The sequence below is a fragment of the Glutamicibacter sp. ZJUTW genome (assembly GCF_008370855.1).
Taxonomy (GTDB): domain Bacteria; phylum Actinomycetota; class Actinomycetes; order Actinomycetales; family Micrococcaceae; genus Glutamicibacter; species Glutamicibacter nicotianae.
This window is the reverse complement of the sequence record NZ_CP043624.1, coordinates 919,120-933,538: the sequence shown is the minus strand read 5'-3', so window position 1 is coordinate 933,538 and position 14,419 is coordinate 919,120. Positions and strand designations below refer to the sequence as shown.

Sequence of the window (14,419 nt, the reverse complement as noted above, 5' to 3'; positions counted from 1 at the left end):
GCTCGTATTAGGCACAAGTGTTGGCGCAATGGTTCTTGGTCCGGGCAAAAGCTCCTACGATGGATCCATGCACACCGATGAGCCGTGGAATGATCTCCAGCAGGCGCAGCAGTACGGCGAGCGCCTGCTGCGCGATGCCGCCGTTGAACTGCGCGAGTCCGAGCCGGAGGACTTCGCGGCCATGGCCCGGTGGTGGAATGACCCGGCTTGGGCGGTGCTCCAGCAGCGGATCATCAAGCCGCGCCCCGAGACTGGGCTCATGGACATGTTCGCCCAGTGGAGCCGCAACGAGCCGAATAGCGGCGATGCCGGTTTCAGCATCTTCGAGCGCGGCTCCGGAAGCTTCATCGGCCACATCACGCTGCATGGCGGACAGCTGCCGCATCGCGCGGCCGAGCTGGCGGTGATGATTGGCCCGGACTTTGTCGGCCAGGGCTTCGGCACCCGCGCCACGAAGCTGATGTCAGCCTACGGTTTCCGCGAGCTGGGGCTGCACCGGATCAGCCTGTGCGTTGCCGCCTTCAACCAGCGGGCCATCAAGGCCTATGAAAACGCCGGGTACATCCAGGAAGGACGCCAACGCGAGGTGTATTTCCATGACGGGGCATTCCACGACCAGGTGCTGCTGAGCCTGCTCTCCGGCGAATATTTCGCCCAGCAAGGCTGAGCGGCACCCCGCGAAGCTACTTGGCAGCTTCCTGGAGCATGGACTTCACCAGTGGTCCGGCCGATTGGGCACCGCCGTCCCCGTCCTCGACGAATGCGGCAATGGCCAGATCGCCCTGGGCGGCTATGGCCCAGGCATGCGCGTTCTTCTCGCTGTCGTATTCTGCGGTGCCGCTCTTGCCGATGATCTTGCCGCTGCCTGTCCCCTTCAAATCCTTCAGGGTTCCATGGTCCACGACCTCGGCCATCATCGCCGACAGCTGCTCGGCTTCCTTTTCGGTGAGCGTAGACGCCGGCTTGGCAGCCGCCTCGGGTTCAGGCGAGAGCACCAGCTTGGGTTGCACGGTGGATTTGGCCTGGATAGATGCCATCACGGTGGCCATGCCCAGCGGCGAGGCTTCCACGACGCCCTGGCCAATCATGTTCGCGGCCTGGGTGGTGCCTGTCGAATCCTCGGGCACCGAACCGAACACGGCGCCGGTACCGGTGCCGTCCTCGGCCAGCAAGCCGAGCGAGGTTGCGGCGTCGGCCAGCTTCTTGCCGCTGATCTCCTGCCCCTGGTTCACGAAGACCGTGTTGCAGGATTGGGCAATCGCCTCGGAGAGCGGGATGGTGCCTACCGCTGAGGCCGGGTAGCCGTCGTAGTTCTTGAAGCTCTTTCCGTCCACCACCGTGGTTGCCGGGCATTTGACCTCGGAGCCCGGGGTGGCGCCTTCACGCAGCATGGCCAAGGCGCTGATGACCTTGAAGGAGGAGCCCGGCGCATAGGACGCTTGCAGGGCGGTGTTCAAGCCGGAGGATACCGGGCCGGAAGATGCAGCCAGGACGCTGCCGTCCGAGGGCCGGATAACCACTATGGCCGAGTTCGATTCGGCATCTTCCAGCAGTTCATCCGCTGCTTGCTGCAGGCTGGTATCAAGGGTGGTCTTCAGGTCCTTGCCTGGCACCGGGGCGTTGGCGAACAGTTCCGCTAGCTCTTCATGCTCAGCATCGTATTGCGACACCGTGACTCCGGCGGTTCCCGAGAGGGTGTCATTGTAGGCGGCCTGCAATCCCGATTTGCCTACCTGGTCGCCGGCCTTGACCTTGCCCTCGGACTTCTCGATGATTTCCGCGGTGGCCTTTCCTACGCTGCCCAGCAGCGGACGGGCGAAGGAACGGGTGGGTGCCAATGACAGCTCGTCATTCTGGAAGTTGGCTCCCGGGATGGCCTTGATTTCTTCGTCGGTAACCTCACGGGTTGCGTCATCGCGCAAGACGATGGCTTCCACCCATGCCTTATCGCCTGCGGCCATCACGCGTTTCGCGTACGCGTCCTCATCGATGTCCACCAGCTTGGCCAGCTTCTTCGCTGAGCTTTCCCAGTTCTCCTTGCCGGTATGGGTCTTGTCCATGCCGACGCGGATCACCGGCCGGTCAGCGACAATGTTCTCGCCTTCTGCATCGGTGATGCTGCCGCGTGCTGCCGGCTCGAATGCCGCCTTGAGATAGTCGCCGCTTTCGAATCCCGGGGCGAGGATTGACGGGTCGAAGCGCAGTTTCCAGGCCTCGGCTTCCTTGTCGTATTCCCAGACGGCCCGGGTGTCATAGCTCAGGTCCTTGTCCGATGCGTCGACATCCCACACCGTGGTGATGTTCGCGGTGGCCGTCTTGACTCCGTCTTGTTCCTCTTCGTCCTCTGCGACCGAGCTGACGGTACTCGTGTGCTTGATTTCGCCCATGGTGCCAAAGGCTGTTTCCTGGGCCTTCGCCGCGTCCTGCGGGCTGGTGCCGGTAAATTGCACGCCGGCGAAATCGCCGCTGTTCATGGCGGCCACCAGCGCATCGGCTGATGGTGCCGGGTCGGGTGCGCCGGCGCTGCAGGCGCTCAGCGACCCGAGGGCGAGAGCGGCGACGGACAGGGCGGTGACACTTCGGCGAACAGCACTCATGGCGCCATTCTATTCATGCGCTTTGGCAGACCACAATGCGTGTCTGCCTATGTCATGGGCAGTTCAGCTGGGGCGTGGAAGAAACCGTCAGGACTGCAGTCGATAGGCGTAGACCACCAATTTGATATCGGTGTTCGGCACCACCCAATCGCGTTCTGGATGGTGGGCGAATCCGAGGGTTTCATACAAACCCCGGGCGGAAGCCCAGGTGCTGCCGGTGGTCAAGGAGACGGCGTTGATTCCCGGAATAAGCCGGGCACGTTCAATGGCGGCCAGCACCATGGCCCGTCCGATCCCGCCGCGCTGCGCGGCGGGATCGACGCTGAGCATGCGGATTTCCAGCTCGTCGTCCCGGGCGATGTCCGCATAGTCGCTACCCGCGCGGATCAACGTCATGGAACCGGCAATTTCGCCGGCTCGGCGCACCACATAGATTTCGCTCTGCTTTGCACGCTCGGCGACCTTGCGGACAAAGTTCAGGTATTCGTCCTGCGGGCTGCTGAAATGCCCAGCGGCAAAGTAGGACTCAGCGGTCAGCTCCCCCACCCGCTGGTAATCGGCCGGCGTGGCTAGTTCAATCGACAGATCGCCACTGCAGTATGAAAAAGTTTGCTCGTCAGTCATGATCTTCCAAGTGTGCCACGGCTCCTGGAGGTTTTCCGCAGTTGACCGGACGCTGCGGAAACAATGCATCGTTGCAAACTCTTGCCGCCGACGATTCTCCGATTTGCAGCAATTGGCGCAAAAGACTCTTTCTATGCAATGTCCACGGAGCAGACTTGCCCAGAGGTTTGTTAATAGAGTTAACTAACCCTGTGACTTCCCCGCGCAAGGACTGGAATGTGCTGACCCACGGCAGCGCCATCTTGCCGTCCCATGGAAGGGAGCACAACCTGTCGCTGGTTCTGCAAACTCTTTCAGACCGAGGTGCACTGAGCCGTGCAGACCTGGCCCGCGCCACGGGCCTGACACGTGTCACCGTCTCGGAACTCGTCGCCGAACTGCTCAATCGTTCCCACGTGATCGAAACCGGCCAGCAAGAAGGCAAGCGCCCGGGAAAGCCCTCCACCCTCGTCGATTTGAATCGTCCTGGGCTCAGGATCATCGGCGTGGATCTCTCCGGAGTTGTCCCGTTCCAAGCGGCGGTCATGGATCTGGATGGCACCATTCTCAAGAGCTTTTCTTCCCCGAATCGTGGAGCAACCAAAGAAGCCGCCACCGCCCAGCTCCTCGAATTGCTCGACACAGCCATAGGGCACTGCGACTCACCGGTACTTGGCTTGGGCATCGGCTCCCCCGGAGTCGTGACCGACCAGGGAATTATCGTCGATTCCGAAAAATTCGATTGGCGTGGCTTCGACCTGGGCTCTGCCGTCAAGCAGGCCACCGGCATCAACACCCATATCCTCAATGACGCCGACTGCGCCATACTCTCCGAGCACACCTTTGGCCAAGGCAGCGACCACATGATCCTGCTCCGCCTGGGACGCGGCGTGGGGTGCGGCGTCATCACCCACAACACCCTGGTGCGCGGCTCGAATTTTGCCGCCGGCGAGCTGGGCCATGTCCGCCAGCGACCAGAGGACACTGCCCCATGCAGCTGCGGTGAAATCGGCTGCCTGGAAGCCTACGTTTCCATTCCTGCCATCTGGAAGGCCCTGGCCGAGGGAGAGTCGAAAGAGCAGCTGGATCAGCGGATCGCCTCGTATCTTGCAGGCGCGGTTGCTCCGCTGCTTTCAACCCTGGACATTCGCAATGTCGTTTTCACCGGCATCCCAGAGGTCGTGGACCAGCCGCTCGCCAAGGCCCTGCACGAAGCATTGGCCCTGCGCTCGCATGCTGCGCGTGCCGAAGACTTCCGTCTTTCGCTCAGCGAAGATCCAGAACATCTGGTACTTCGAGGGTGCGCGGTCAACGTGCTGTTCCATGAACTGGGGATCACCTGACCGAACCGTTCCGTTCACCTCACACCTGCTACACCGCTCATCATCACTGATATTCATCACTGCCAAGATTGGAGAGTGCACACCATGCGCGTGCTCATTGGTTCATCCCCAGAAGAAGTCGCAAAGATCGCAGCCGACAACGTTTTAGCTGGTCTGGCCCACCATAGTGCCGGCGCTGCCCCGGTCCTCGGGCTCGCCACCGGCTCCTCCCCGCTGGGACTGTATCGTGAACTGTCCCGCGCAGTTCAGGAAGGACGCGCCGATTTCAGCCGTGCACAGGGATTCGCCCTCGATGAATACATCGGGATCCCTGACACCCATGAACAGTCCTACCGACAGACCCTGCTCAACGAAGTCTGCAACGTCATCGGCTTGTCTGCGGACTCATTGCATGTTCCGCAGGGCATGGCCGCCTCGGTAGAAGCCATTGAGGCAGCGGCCCGCGCGTACGATGCGTCCATCGCACAGGCCGGAGGCATCGATGTGCAAATCCTGGGCATCGGATCAAACGGCCACTTGGGCTTCAACGAACCGGGCAGCGCGCTGCGAAGCCGCACCCGAATCAAGCGCTTGGCGGCGAACACCCGTGAAGACAATGCGCGCTTCTTCGACGGCATTGAGCATGTTCCCACCCACTGCGTCACCCAGGGCCTCGGCACGATCCTGGACGCAGGTCGCCTGGTCCTGGTTGCCGTGGGCTCCGGCAAGGCAGATGCAATTGCTGCTGCCGTGGAAGGCCCGATCTCAGCTTCCTGCCCGGCATCTGTCCTGCAACTGCACCAGGACGCAGTGGTAGTCGTTGACGAGGCAGCGGCCGAGGGCCTGAAGCTGCGTGACTACTACGATGACGCGGCTGAAGAACTGACCGTTCTGGACCTCACCGTCCGCTAAAACTCCCATGCCAGTGGCATACTTTAGCCATGGCCGTCTACTTTGAATGCGTTACGCAAGCCAACCTCAGCCCTGCTGAGCTCTTCGAGAAATCGTTGAGCATCGACGCGCATACAGGCTCGATGGCCGACGCGAAGGAGAAGGCAGTAGCTGGGGTGACCAGCGGAACCATTGGCCTGGGCGAGCAAGTTACCTGGCGGGCCAAGCACTTTGGCATTCCCATCCGGATGACCTCCACGATTTCCGCCGTGGATGCCCCGCGCAGCTTCACCGACCAGCAGCTGCGCGGACCGTTCAAGTACTTCCACCACGTCCATGAATTCCATGAGTTGGACCACGGGACGTTGATGATCGACAAGATCCAATTCAGCGCTCCGCTTGGTCCATTGGGGTGGCTGGCCGAACGGCTCGTCCTCGGATGGTACCTGCCCAAGCTCATCCGGATCCGCAATGACTACCTGGTCGCGGAGCAAAGCTGACTCTGCAGAATGGGAGCACCGGAACTGCTTGTACAGTGGACTAGTCGCATAGTCGTCAGCAACCCGCTACCCAGATGAAGGCCAATGACCCGAATACAGCAGACCTCGCAAGCCAGCGCCCCGACCGCAGCGCGAAAATGCGCTCTGGTGGTTTCCCACCTGCTCTCCCCTATCATCTTGGCTACCGTGCTGCTGCTGGCCACTCCATGGCGGGATGCTTCGGTGCGCTGGAGCGAGTCGGTCACCGCGGCCCTGTTCACCACGATTATTCCGTGGCTGATCCTGGCCGGCGCGAAACTGCGTGGCAAGGTCACCGACATGCACGTGACCGTAAGGCATCAGCGGCATTGGATCTACGCCTATACCGCCGGATTGATCCTCTGCGGCCTGCTCGTGCTGCGGCTCATGGACGCCGGGACGCGGATGTACCTCGAAGTGCTCAGCATCCTGCTGGGATTGGCAGTCGTCGCTGTGATCAATATGTGGTGGAAGGTCTCGGTGCACCTGGCCGTGGGCACCTACGTGATCTTGCAGGTGGCCGGGCAGTTGAACGAGCTGATGCCGCTGGTGGTGTTCTTCATTGCGGTGCTGTCCTGGGCACGCATCCGCAGTTTCCAGCACACCGCCACACAAGTGTGTGGCGGTGTCGCCGTGGGCATTGCCATCCACTATGCGCATGAGTGGATGGCAGCCGTTCTGCTTTAGGCGCCAGGCTCCGCGAGCTTTGCCGGGTCCACAAATCCGGCGTACTGCCAGCCCGGATTGCTGCTGGGCCGGCCAACCTGGCATCCTGCTTCCTCGGCAATCAGCGCGCCGGCGGCCCAGTCATACTCCTGGGTGCCGTATTCGGCGTAGGCGTCCAAAGACCCCTCGGCCACGAGGCACAAATCCAGCGCAGCCGAGCCGAGCCGGCGCACATTCACATAGTCCTCAAGCATTGTCCCGAGCACCTGGGCTTGGAACTGCCGGCGCTCGGAATCATAGCCGAAGCCGGTGGCCAGGATCCTGGTTTCCGATTCAACCGGGCCGCTGAGCTGGGTGAGCTTTCCGGAACGCAGGTCGAGTTTCCATGCGCCCAGTCCCTTCCCGGCAAAGTACTCCACCTGCAAGGCAGGGGCGACGATGGCCGCGGCCACCCAGGTCTCGCTGCCATCATCGTTGCGCTGGCAGACGCCCACCGACGAGCAATAATAGGCAATGTTGCGCACGAAGTTCGTGGTGCCATCCAGCGGATCAATGCTCCAGCGCAGACCGCTGGGATGCGCCGGCTTGGCGCTGGGATATTCTTCGCCGGTCAACTCGTCGTTGGGCCGGGAGGTCACAATGGCATCGCGAATCGCTTCCTCGGCAGCCCGGTCGAAGTCGGTGACCCAGTCCCCTGCCGCCGACTTGTCGGTGAGGTTGAACTGCGATTCGTCGCGGCGGCCAAGTACTTCAGCGCCGGCGGCGGCAGCCCGGCGGGCCACCATCACCAGCGGATCGTGGGTTACTGTGCGGTCCATGTCTAGCCTTCCGTTGGTGCGGTGAGTGCTGCCTTGCGTGCTGCTTCCGGTCCTTGCTCCAGCAGGATGCCGAATCCGGCTTCGTCCAGTACCGGAACGCCCAGGGACTGGGCTTTGTCCAGCTTCGACCCGGCGGATTCGCCGGCCACCAGGAAGTCGGTCTTCTTCGAGACGCTGCCGGTGGCCTTGCCGCCACGGACAATGATCGCTTCCTTGGCGGTATCCCGGGAATAGTTCTCCAGGGTACCGGTCACCACGATGGCCAGGCCTTCGAGGTTCTTGGTGATGTTCGCATCCTGCTCGTCTTCCATCTGCACGCCGGAGGCCTGCCAGGAGGAGACGATCTCGCGGTGCCAATCCACCGTGAACCAGTCAACCAGCGCTTCGGCGATGATGGTGCCAACCGAATCGATTTCGGCCAGTTCCGCCACCGCGTTGCCCGAGTCCAGGACCTGAAGCAGGGCGTCCATGGAGCCGTAGCGGGTGGCAATGGCCCGCGAGGCGTTCGGGCCGACGTGGCGGATGGACAGGGCTACCAGCACCCGCCACAGCGGGTTGCCCTTGGCCTTCTCCAGCTCATCAAGCAGCTTCAGGGTGCTCTTGGTCGGCACCGAAGGCTTTTTGGCGGTGGCCTTGGAATAGAAGTACGGGACGAGCTCGTACTTGCCGGTGTCCTCCCCCTTGGAGCGCTTTTCCCGCCAGACCTTGACCTCGCCAAGCTCATCGAGCTTGTCCTTGAGGTTGAACAGGTCGGCCTCGTTCTTCAGCGGGCCGGGTCCGGCGGGCAGGATGACGCCGCCCTGGGTGGCCGGGTCCTCGCCCGGACCGCTGGTCAGGGCAGCAGCCGCTTCGTAGCCGAGGGCTTCGATGTCCAGTGCACTGCGTCCGGCAAGGTAGGCCACGCGCTCGGTGAGCTGTGCCGGGCAGGATTCAGCGTTGAGGCAACGGATATCCACGTCGCCTTCCTTGGCCGGGGCCAGCGGCTGCCCGCAGGAAGGGCATTCGGTGGGCATGACGAAATCACGCAGGTTCTCGTTGCCATCGCGCAGCGGGAGCACCGGGCCGACAATCTCCGGGATGACGTCTCCGGCCTTGCGCAGGATGACTGTGTCGCCGATTTTGACGTTTTTCGCCTTGACGACTTCCTGGTTGTGCAAAGTCGCGCGCGCGACGGTGGAGCCGGCGACGAGGACTGGTTCCATCACGCCGAAGGGGGTCACGCGGCCGGTGCGGCCCACCTGGACCTGGATGTCCAGCAGCTTGGTGTGCACTTCTTCGGGCGGGTACTTGTAGGCGACGGCCCAGCGCGGAACCCGCGAGGTGTAGCCCAGCTGTTCCTGGGTGGCCAGGTCATCGACCTTGATGACAATGCCATCGATGTCGTGGATCAAATCGTGGCGCTTCTCGCCGTGCTCGGCGATGTAATCCTTGGCTTCCTGGCGGCTGCCGACCACGCGGCCGTACGGAGAGACCGGCAGGCCCCAGCTGCGCATCAGCTCATAGGCCTGGGACTGCTCGGTCAGGTTGAAATCGCGGCTGCGGCCCAGGCCATGCACGAACATGCGCAGCGGACGCTTGGCGGTCTGCTCCGGATCCTTCTGGCGCAAGGACCCGGCGGCGGCGTTGCGCGGGTTGGCCAGCGGCGCCTTGCCCTGGGCGATCAGTGCCTCGTTGAACTTGTTGAAGTCCTCGGTGGCGATGAAGACTTCGCCGCGGACTTCGAATTCCGCAGGCCAGCCGGAGCCGGACAGCTGTTGCGGGATATCGCTGATGGTCAGCGCATTGTGGGTCACGTCTTCTCCGGTGGTGCCGTCCCCGCGGGTGGCCGCGCGAATCAGCTTGCCCTCGCGGTAGGTCAGGTTCAGTGCCAGGCCGTCGATTTTGACTTCGCACAGCCATTTGACCGGGGTCTGCGGGTGCAGGCGTTCGGCATTGGCCTGGGCACGCTCCAGCCACGCGTCGAGTTCATCAAGTGAGAAGACGTCTTCCAGCGAGTACATCCGGCTGGCGTGGGTGACCGATGCGAAGGCGGCGGAGGCTTCGCCGCCGACTTCCTGGGTGGGCGAATCCTGTCCAGCAAGGATGGGATAGGTCGCCTCAAGCAGCTGGAGCTCCTGGAATAACGCGTCGTATTCTGCGTCGGAGACCAGGGGAGCATCATTTTGGTAATAGGCCTCGCGGTGGGCGCGGATCTGCTCGACCAGCTGTTCATAGCGGGTCTTGTCAGCTTCCGGCGGTACGTTGGCGGTCTCGACTGGTGCTGCGTCTTTTTCACTCACGTATTCAATTGTGCCCCACCGGCGGACAGTTTAGCTGGCTTGGAGCCCTAGTTCCCAGGTGCGTCCGCTGGTGCGGGTTCGGCTGCCAGCACGTCAATCACGATCACTGCGATGTTGTCCCGGCCGCCGGCTTCCAGCGCAGCCGCAGTGAGAATCCGGGCCGCTTCGGTGCGGTCCTTGTAGTTCACCAGCAGGGTCTGCAAAATGTCCTCGGTCAATTCGCCGGAGAGCCCGTCGCTGCACAGCATGTAGCGGTCGCCGATGCGTGGCTGCAGGACGGTGACGTCCGGCTGGCTTTCGGCGCCTGCGCCCAGGGCGCGGGTAATCAGGTTCCGGTGCGGATGGTTGCGCGCTTCCAGCTCGGTGATCTGCCCGGCATCCACCATTTCCTGCACGGCCGAGTGGTCGCGGGTCAGCTGCTGCAGCGCACCGTCGCGCAGCCGGTAGCCGCGCGAGTCTCCCACGTTGACCAGCAGCAGGCTCGGGACTTCCTCGGTGGCCACCGGCAGCGGCGCGGTAGCCGGGGCCAGGTTGGCGCGGTGGTTCTCCAGCATTTGCGGAGTGATCTTGGAAATCACGTCGGTATTCTGCGTCATTGCGAAGCTGGAGGTCCACGGCGGAACGGCGGCCAGCGGAGCGGTCACGCTGTCCCGGCCCTTGCTGGGGGTCCTGATCTGCACCAGGGCGCACAGGGTCGTGCCGCCGCGCGATTCAAGCGCTTCGCGGATGCGGTCATCGGCCAGCTGCACCTGCCGCTGGACATCCGGCACCGAGGGCAGTTTCCGCACCGAGGTCTTATTGGCGAAGGTGCAGATTTCTTCCATGGTTTCCACCGCAAGCTGGCTGGCCACCTCGCCGGCTTCATGCCCGCCCATGCCGTCGGCAACCGCGTACACGATGTCGTGCATCAGGATACGGTCCTGGTTCTGCGAGCGCTTGCGTCCCACGTCCGTCAGGCCCGCCGCGGCGAGGATGAAGGGAACCGGGGCTGGTTCATTAGCCATCAGTCAATCACCAGTCCTGCTCCCTCGCCTGCCGAGAGTTCGTAGGGTTGGATATCCCCGAAGCCGCGCACCGCGGTAATTTCCTGGGCGGTGAGCACGAAGCGTGCATCATTGCGCAGCGTATTCGCGGTAATCGCATCGGTCAGCACGGTACCGGGCTCGGCCAGCGAGGTCAGCCGGGCCGCCATGTTCACCGTCGGTCCGTAGATATCGCCCAGGCGCGAGAGCAGCCGGCCCCAGACCACCGCTCCGCGGGTTTGCGGGAAGAGCTCGTCCTTGGCCAGCTCGCGCGAGAGGGACAGCGCGATCTGCGCGCCGGCCTGCGGGGTTTCTGCCACGTAGAGCACTTCATCGCCGATGGTCTTGACCAGGCGGCCGCCGCCCACAGAAATGATTTCCGCGCACTTGGCCTCGAAACGCTGGACCAGCTGGGCCAGCGTGCGCTCGTTCATGCGCCGCGACAGCGAGGTGTAGGAGACCAGGTCGGCGAAGCCCACCGCACGGGCCAGCGGCAACGGGGTGCCGCCATCGTCCTCGCCGCGGTCCTGGTTGTAGGCGGCCACACCGGTTTCCACGCGCAAGGCCATGCGGTGCACGGCGGAGTTCAGCTGGCGGCGCCACGAGTAGAGCAGCAGGTCCTCGATGGCGGGGATGATTTCAGGCAACAGACTGAACAGCTGGCGGCGGGCTTGGCGGTCGGACAGGTTCTGGTTGGCGATCATGTCTTCGACCAGGGCCTCGATCTGCCAGACCACCATGCGGTCGGTCATCTGGCCGACCGAACGCATCAGCGAGATGGCGGTTTCCTCGGTCAGCGTGCCTTCGCGGACCATGCCCACCATGGTGCCCAGGGCTTTCTTGTCGGCCTCGGTGAAGAACACTTCGTCATCGCTGAGTTCCGGGAAGCCTATGGCGCGCCACAGCTTGCGTGCCGAGTGCAGGGAGACCCCTGCCTCGGAAGCGACTTCGCGTCGGCGGAATTCGCGCTGGCCGCCGATGAGCCGTTTTTCCAGCGAGGCGACGGTGTCGCGGACAGCCTCGGGGGTGTGGGCCGGAATGCGCAGCGGGCCTTCCATGGCCTCGGCAAGTTCGAGAATTGGATCCGATTCGGCGGGGGTTGCCGCGGGAGCGTGCTGGCGGGCGCCACGGACAGCCTCGGCGGCGGACTGCGGAGAGTCTGCCCGAGGTGTGTTGGTGTGCTCGGTGCTCATGCCCCCATGCCCTCACTGTTCGTCGTTTCGGTGTGCGCCATACTCTGGCTGCTGCGCAGGTTCGCCATCGCCTCCATTGCCAGGGAACGGAAATACTGTACCGAGGGCACATGCGAGAGCCGCACGTATCCCTGGTTCAGCACGATATCCAAGGTTCCCGCACGCGTCATGGCATTTTTCGCCTTGCTGTGCGCGACCAGGTCGCGAACTGTAAATAATCCTACAGATTGCAGCTTGCCGTCGTTATACGTCGGCCGGAACATGATCCGCTCGGTAGTCAGCACGATGCGGCTGCGCAGCCACCGGGCCCAGGGAATCACGCTCCAGATGAGCACCAGCGCGGCCCAAAGGACTACCGCAACGATCATCCACACATTTGCATTGGAAGCCAGCCAGTCCGAGAGATCATCCCGGGAAAGATAGCCAAGCGAAAACGTGCATAGTGCGGTCAAGACGAGGAAGGCTCCCACGGGCTGGCGCAGCACTCGGGAATGCTCACGAGTTTTGATGATCACTCGTTCCCTTTCATGCAGCGGCAACTTCATCGTGTTGTTCCTCGTCCCTCCTGTTCCCGGCTGAGTGCTTAGGTCGTCTCTTCCAATACTAGTCCCGGGCCAATACCCAAGCCGGGTTAGGCATACTTTCCGTCGGCGCGCCGCACGTGGTGCACGTCGCCTGCCAGCACATGTTCACGCTGCCCGGTGCCGTGTTCCAGCACCAGCGAGCCATCGGTGCCCAGCTCTATGGCAGTGCCCACCAGCGTGGACCCGTCAGGGAATTCCACACGCACGTCATGTCCCAGCGTGGCCAGTTTGGCGCTGACCAGCTGGTGCAAGGATTTGCCGTTGCTTGCCGGCAACGGCATCTGCGCCATGCCGCCGACTTGGCGGAATCCCCGGTCCAAAGCCGCAAATTGCTTCAGGTACTCAGCCAGCAATTCGGTGCGGTTCAGGTTCTTCGCACCGGCCAGCCGCAGGGATGTCGCGGTAGCCACCGGAAGTTCCTCCCGGCTCTGGTTCACATTGATTCCGGTCCCGACCACCACGCCATAGCCGTTGCCGGCAGGAACCATTTGCGCCAGGATGCCGCAGACTTTCTGCTCGCCAGCCAAGAGGTCGTTGGGCCATTTGATGCCCAGTGGAACGCCGCAGGTATTCTCGGCCGCCCGGCTCCAGGCCAGCGCCGCCAGCATGGTGTACCAGGAGAGGGATTCGGGAGGGAAGCCAGGTCCGGGCACGGCCAGGACGCTGACGGTGAGGGAAGATCCTGCCGGGGTCACCCATTCACGGCCCAAGCGCCCCTTGCCGGCCTGCTGGTGCTCGGTGTAGTACACGCTGAGATGTCCGGCCTCGCCGGTGCTGGCCAGTTGCGCCAGCTCGGTATTCGTAGAACCGGAGGTTGGCTTGAGATTGACCAGCCCCAAATCCAACGGGGCGGTGAGCTCATTGAAGATCCGGGAATCGAGAACAGCGCGGTCGGTGCCATACGGGTTTTCCATATCTCCAACCCTATGGCACCGGCCGCCCATTATTCCCTGTTTTACCCCGCTTGACTGCCTACAGGAAGATGTCCTGGACCAGCGGGATCTGCGGGTTCAGGGTGTACTTCTCCAGATCCGTCTCCCCGGCCAAGGTCAGCACCTGGCCGTCGGTGAAGAAATTGCCGCTGACGCCCGCGGGCGGGCTGGCAAGAATTGCCATGGCCGCGTCTGCCACGACCGAAGCGTCGCGTGCGCCCTGGACCATTTTCTGCCCGCCCGGCAGGTTGCGGATTGCTGCGGTGTCGATCAGGGTTTCAGGCCAGAGCGAGTTCACCCCGATGTTGTCTTCCTTCAGCTCCTCAGCGAGCCCAAGGGTGGTCAGCGACATCCCGTACTTGGCCATGGTGTAGGCCAGGTGCTGCCCTGCCCACTTGGGGTCCAGGTTCAGTGGCGGGGAGAGGGTCAGGATATGGGCATGCTCGGAAGCGTGCAGGTACGGGAGCGCGGTCTTGGACAGCAGGAAGGTGCCTCGGACGTTGATGTCCTGCATCAGGTCGTAGCGCTTCATATCGACCTGGTCGGTCTTGGCCAGGTTGATCGCCGAGGCGTTGTTGACCACGATGTCGATGCCGCCGAATTTTGCCACCGCTTCCTCCACGGCGCGCTGCACGTCGGCGTCCACGCGGACATCGCCGACAACGGCCAAGCCCTGGCCGCCGGCTTCCTCGATCTGCGCAACGGCGGTATGGATGGTCCCTTCCAGCGTCGGGTGAGGTGTATCGGTCTTGGAGAGCAGAACCACGTTGGCCCCTTGCCGGGCTGCGGCCAACGCGATGGCCAGGCCGATGCCGCGGCTGCCCCCGCTCATCAGGATGGTGCGGTTCTTCAGGTTGCCGGGAACGGGCGCGATATGAGTGCGAGATTCAGTAGTCATGTGATACAGATTACGCGATGATCCGCCACTAAGCTACCGATCAGTAACTTATTCTGGCGTGCCACGCACCAGATATCGGGCCATTTTGTAAGATTC

Annotated in this window: 14 protein-coding genes; 5 read left to right on the top strand and 9 right to left on the bottom strand. The window is 63.0% G+C overall.

The features are described from left to right. Positions 1-67: 67 nt before the first annotated feature. Entirely contained in the window at positions 68-667 is a 600-nt protein-coding gene (locus tag F0M17_RS04380) for a GNAT family N-acetyltransferase (protein WP_168201950.1), read from the top strand. A gap of 16 nt (positions 668-683) precedes the next feature. Here the strand turns inward: F0M17_RS04380 and F0M17_RS04375 are convergent, their stop codons facing one another. After that, on the bottom strand, positions 684-2,597 hold the full coding sequence (locus F0M17_RS04375; protein WP_149596513.1) for a penicillin-binding transpeptidase domain-containing protein: 1,914 nt from the start codon (positions 2,595-2,597) through the stop codon (positions 684-686). Between the two features lie 87 nt (positions 2,598-2,684). Continuing rightward, positions 2,685-3,221: a GNAT family N-acetyltransferase gene (locus F0M17_RS04370; protein ID WP_149596512.1), complete on the bottom strand. Its 537-nt coding sequence runs from the start codon at positions 3,219-3,221 to the stop codon at positions 2,685-2,687. 191 nt (positions 3,222-3,412) lie between these two features. Here F0M17_RS04370 and F0M17_RS04365 point away from each other — a divergent pair, with 191 nt between their 5' ends. The 4 genes from F0M17_RS04365 to F0M17_RS04350 all read left to right on the top strand — a co-directional run bounded on the left by F0M17_RS04365 (position 3,413) and on the right by F0M17_RS04350 (position 6,618). Then, on the top strand, positions 3,413-4,543 hold the full coding sequence (locus F0M17_RS04365; RefSeq protein ID WP_149596511.1) for an ROK family transcriptional regulator: 1,131 nt from the start codon (positions 3,413-3,415) through the stop codon (positions 4,541-4,543). 84 nt (positions 4,544-4,627) lie between these two features. After that, a complete protein-coding gene (gene nagB / locus F0M17_RS04360; RefSeq protein ID WP_149596510.1) occupies positions 4,628-5,434 on the top strand; it encodes a glucosamine-6-phosphate deaminase in 807 nt (268 codons plus the stop codon). 29 nt (positions 5,435-5,463) lie between these two features. Next, a complete protein-coding gene (locus F0M17_RS04355; RefSeq protein ID WP_121866378.1) occupies positions 5,464-5,913 on the top strand; it encodes an SRPBCC family protein in 450 nt (149 codons plus the stop codon). 84 nt (positions 5,914-5,997) lie between these two features. Then, positions 5,998-6,618, top strand: coding sequence for a hypothetical protein (locus F0M17_RS04350; protein ID WP_121866377.1), 621 nt, complete (start codon positions 5,998-6,000; stop codon positions 6,616-6,618). On the opposite strand, the gene F0M17_RS04345 is transcribed toward F0M17_RS04350, so the two are convergent. The 7 genes from F0M17_RS04345 to F0M17_RS04315 form a co-directional block, all read right to left on the bottom strand. Beyond that, positions 6,615-7,415, bottom strand: coding sequence for an inositol monophosphatase family protein (locus tag F0M17_RS04345; RefSeq protein WP_121866376.1), 801 nt, complete (start codon positions 7,413-7,415; stop codon positions 6,615-6,617). The genes F0M17_RS04350 and F0M17_RS04345 overlap by 4 nt on opposite strands. Positions 7,416-7,417: 2 nt before the next feature. Next, entirely contained in the window at positions 7,418-9,694 is a 2,277-nt protein-coding gene (gene ligA, locus F0M17_RS04340; RefSeq protein ID WP_246857131.1) for an NAD-dependent DNA ligase LigA, read from the bottom strand. 47 nt (positions 9,695-9,741) lie between these two features. Further along, a complete protein-coding gene (locus F0M17_RS04335; RefSeq protein ID WP_149596508.1) occupies positions 9,742-10,698 on the bottom strand; it encodes a PP2C family serine/threonine-protein phosphatase in 957 nt (318 codons plus the stop codon). Continuing rightward, the gene (locus F0M17_RS04330; RefSeq protein ID WP_149596507.1) at positions 10,698-11,909 is read right to left on the bottom strand and encodes an adenylate/guanylate cyclase domain-containing protein; all 1,212 of its coding nucleotides are present in this window, start codon (positions 11,907-11,909) and stop codon (positions 10,698-10,700) included. The genes F0M17_RS04335 and F0M17_RS04330 overlap by 1 nt, the downstream gene beginning before the upstream one ends. Continuing rightward, the gene (locus F0M17_RS04325; RefSeq protein WP_066139600.1) at positions 11,906-12,454 is read right to left on the bottom strand and encodes a hypothetical protein; all 549 of its coding nucleotides are present in this window, start codon (positions 12,452-12,454) and stop codon (positions 11,906-11,908) included. Before F0M17_RS04325 ends, F0M17_RS04330 begins: the two co-directional genes overlap by 4 nt. 86 nt (positions 12,455-12,540) lie before the next feature. Further along, complete coding sequence (locus tag F0M17_RS04320) at positions 12,541-13,407, bottom strand: biotin--[acetyl-CoA-carboxylase] ligase (protein WP_168201949.1); 867 nt, start codon at positions 13,405-13,407, stop codon at positions 12,541-12,543. A 58-nt stretch (positions 13,408-13,465) separates the two neighbouring features. Next, positions 13,466-14,323, bottom strand: coding sequence for an NAD(P)-dependent oxidoreductase (locus tag F0M17_RS04315; RefSeq protein ID WP_149596505.1), 858 nt, complete (start codon positions 14,321-14,323; stop codon positions 13,466-13,468). Between the last annotated feature and the right edge of the window lie 96 nt (positions 14,324-14,419).

Bases quoted from the DNA above. Each gene is read 5' to 3' on its own strand.
- F0M17_RS04380 (WP_168201950.1), top strand. From the start codon at position 68: ATGCACACCGATGAGCCGTGGAATGATCTCCAGCAGGCGCAGCAGTAC.
- F0M17_RS04375 (WP_149596513.1), bottom strand. From the start codon at position 2,597: ATGAGTGCTGTTCGCCGAAGTGTCACCGCCCTGTCCGTCGCCGCTCTC.
- F0M17_RS04370 (WP_149596512.1), bottom strand. From the start codon at position 3,221: ATGACTGACGAGCAAACTTTTTCATACTGCAGTGGCGATCTGTCGATT.
- nagB (WP_149596510.1), top strand. From the start codon at position 4,628: ATGCGCGTGCTCATTGGTTCATCCCCAGAAGAAGTCGCAAAGATCGCA.
- F0M17_RS04355 (WP_121866378.1), top strand. From the start codon at position 5,464: ATGGCCGTCTACTTTGAATGCGTTACGCAAGCCAACCTCAGCCCTGCT.
- F0M17_RS04350 (WP_121866377.1), top strand. From the start codon at position 5,998: ATGACCCGAATACAGCAGACCTCGCAAGCCAGCGCCCCGACCGCAGCG.
- F0M17_RS04345 (WP_121866376.1), bottom strand. From the start codon at position 7,415: ATGGACCGCACAGTAACCCACGATCCGCTGGTGATGGTGGCCCGCCGG.
- F0M17_RS04335 (WP_149596508.1), bottom strand. From the start codon at position 10,698: ATGGCTAATGAACCAGCCCCGGTTCCCTTCATCCTCGCCGCGGCGGGC.
- F0M17_RS04330 (WP_149596507.1), bottom strand. From the start codon at position 11,909: ATGAGCACCGAGCACACCAACACACCTCGGGCAGACTCTCCGCAGTCC.
- F0M17_RS04325 (WP_066139600.1), bottom strand. From the start codon at position 12,454: ATGAAGTTGCCGCTGCATGAAAGGGAACGAGTGATCATCAAAACTCGT.
- F0M17_RS04320 (WP_168201949.1), bottom strand. From the start codon at position 13,407: ATGGAAAACCCGTATGGCACCGACCGCGCTGTTCTCGATTCCCGGATC.
- F0M17_RS04315 (WP_149596505.1), bottom strand. From the start codon at position 14,323: ATGACTACTGAATCTCGCACTCATATCGCGCCCGTTCCCGGCAACCTG.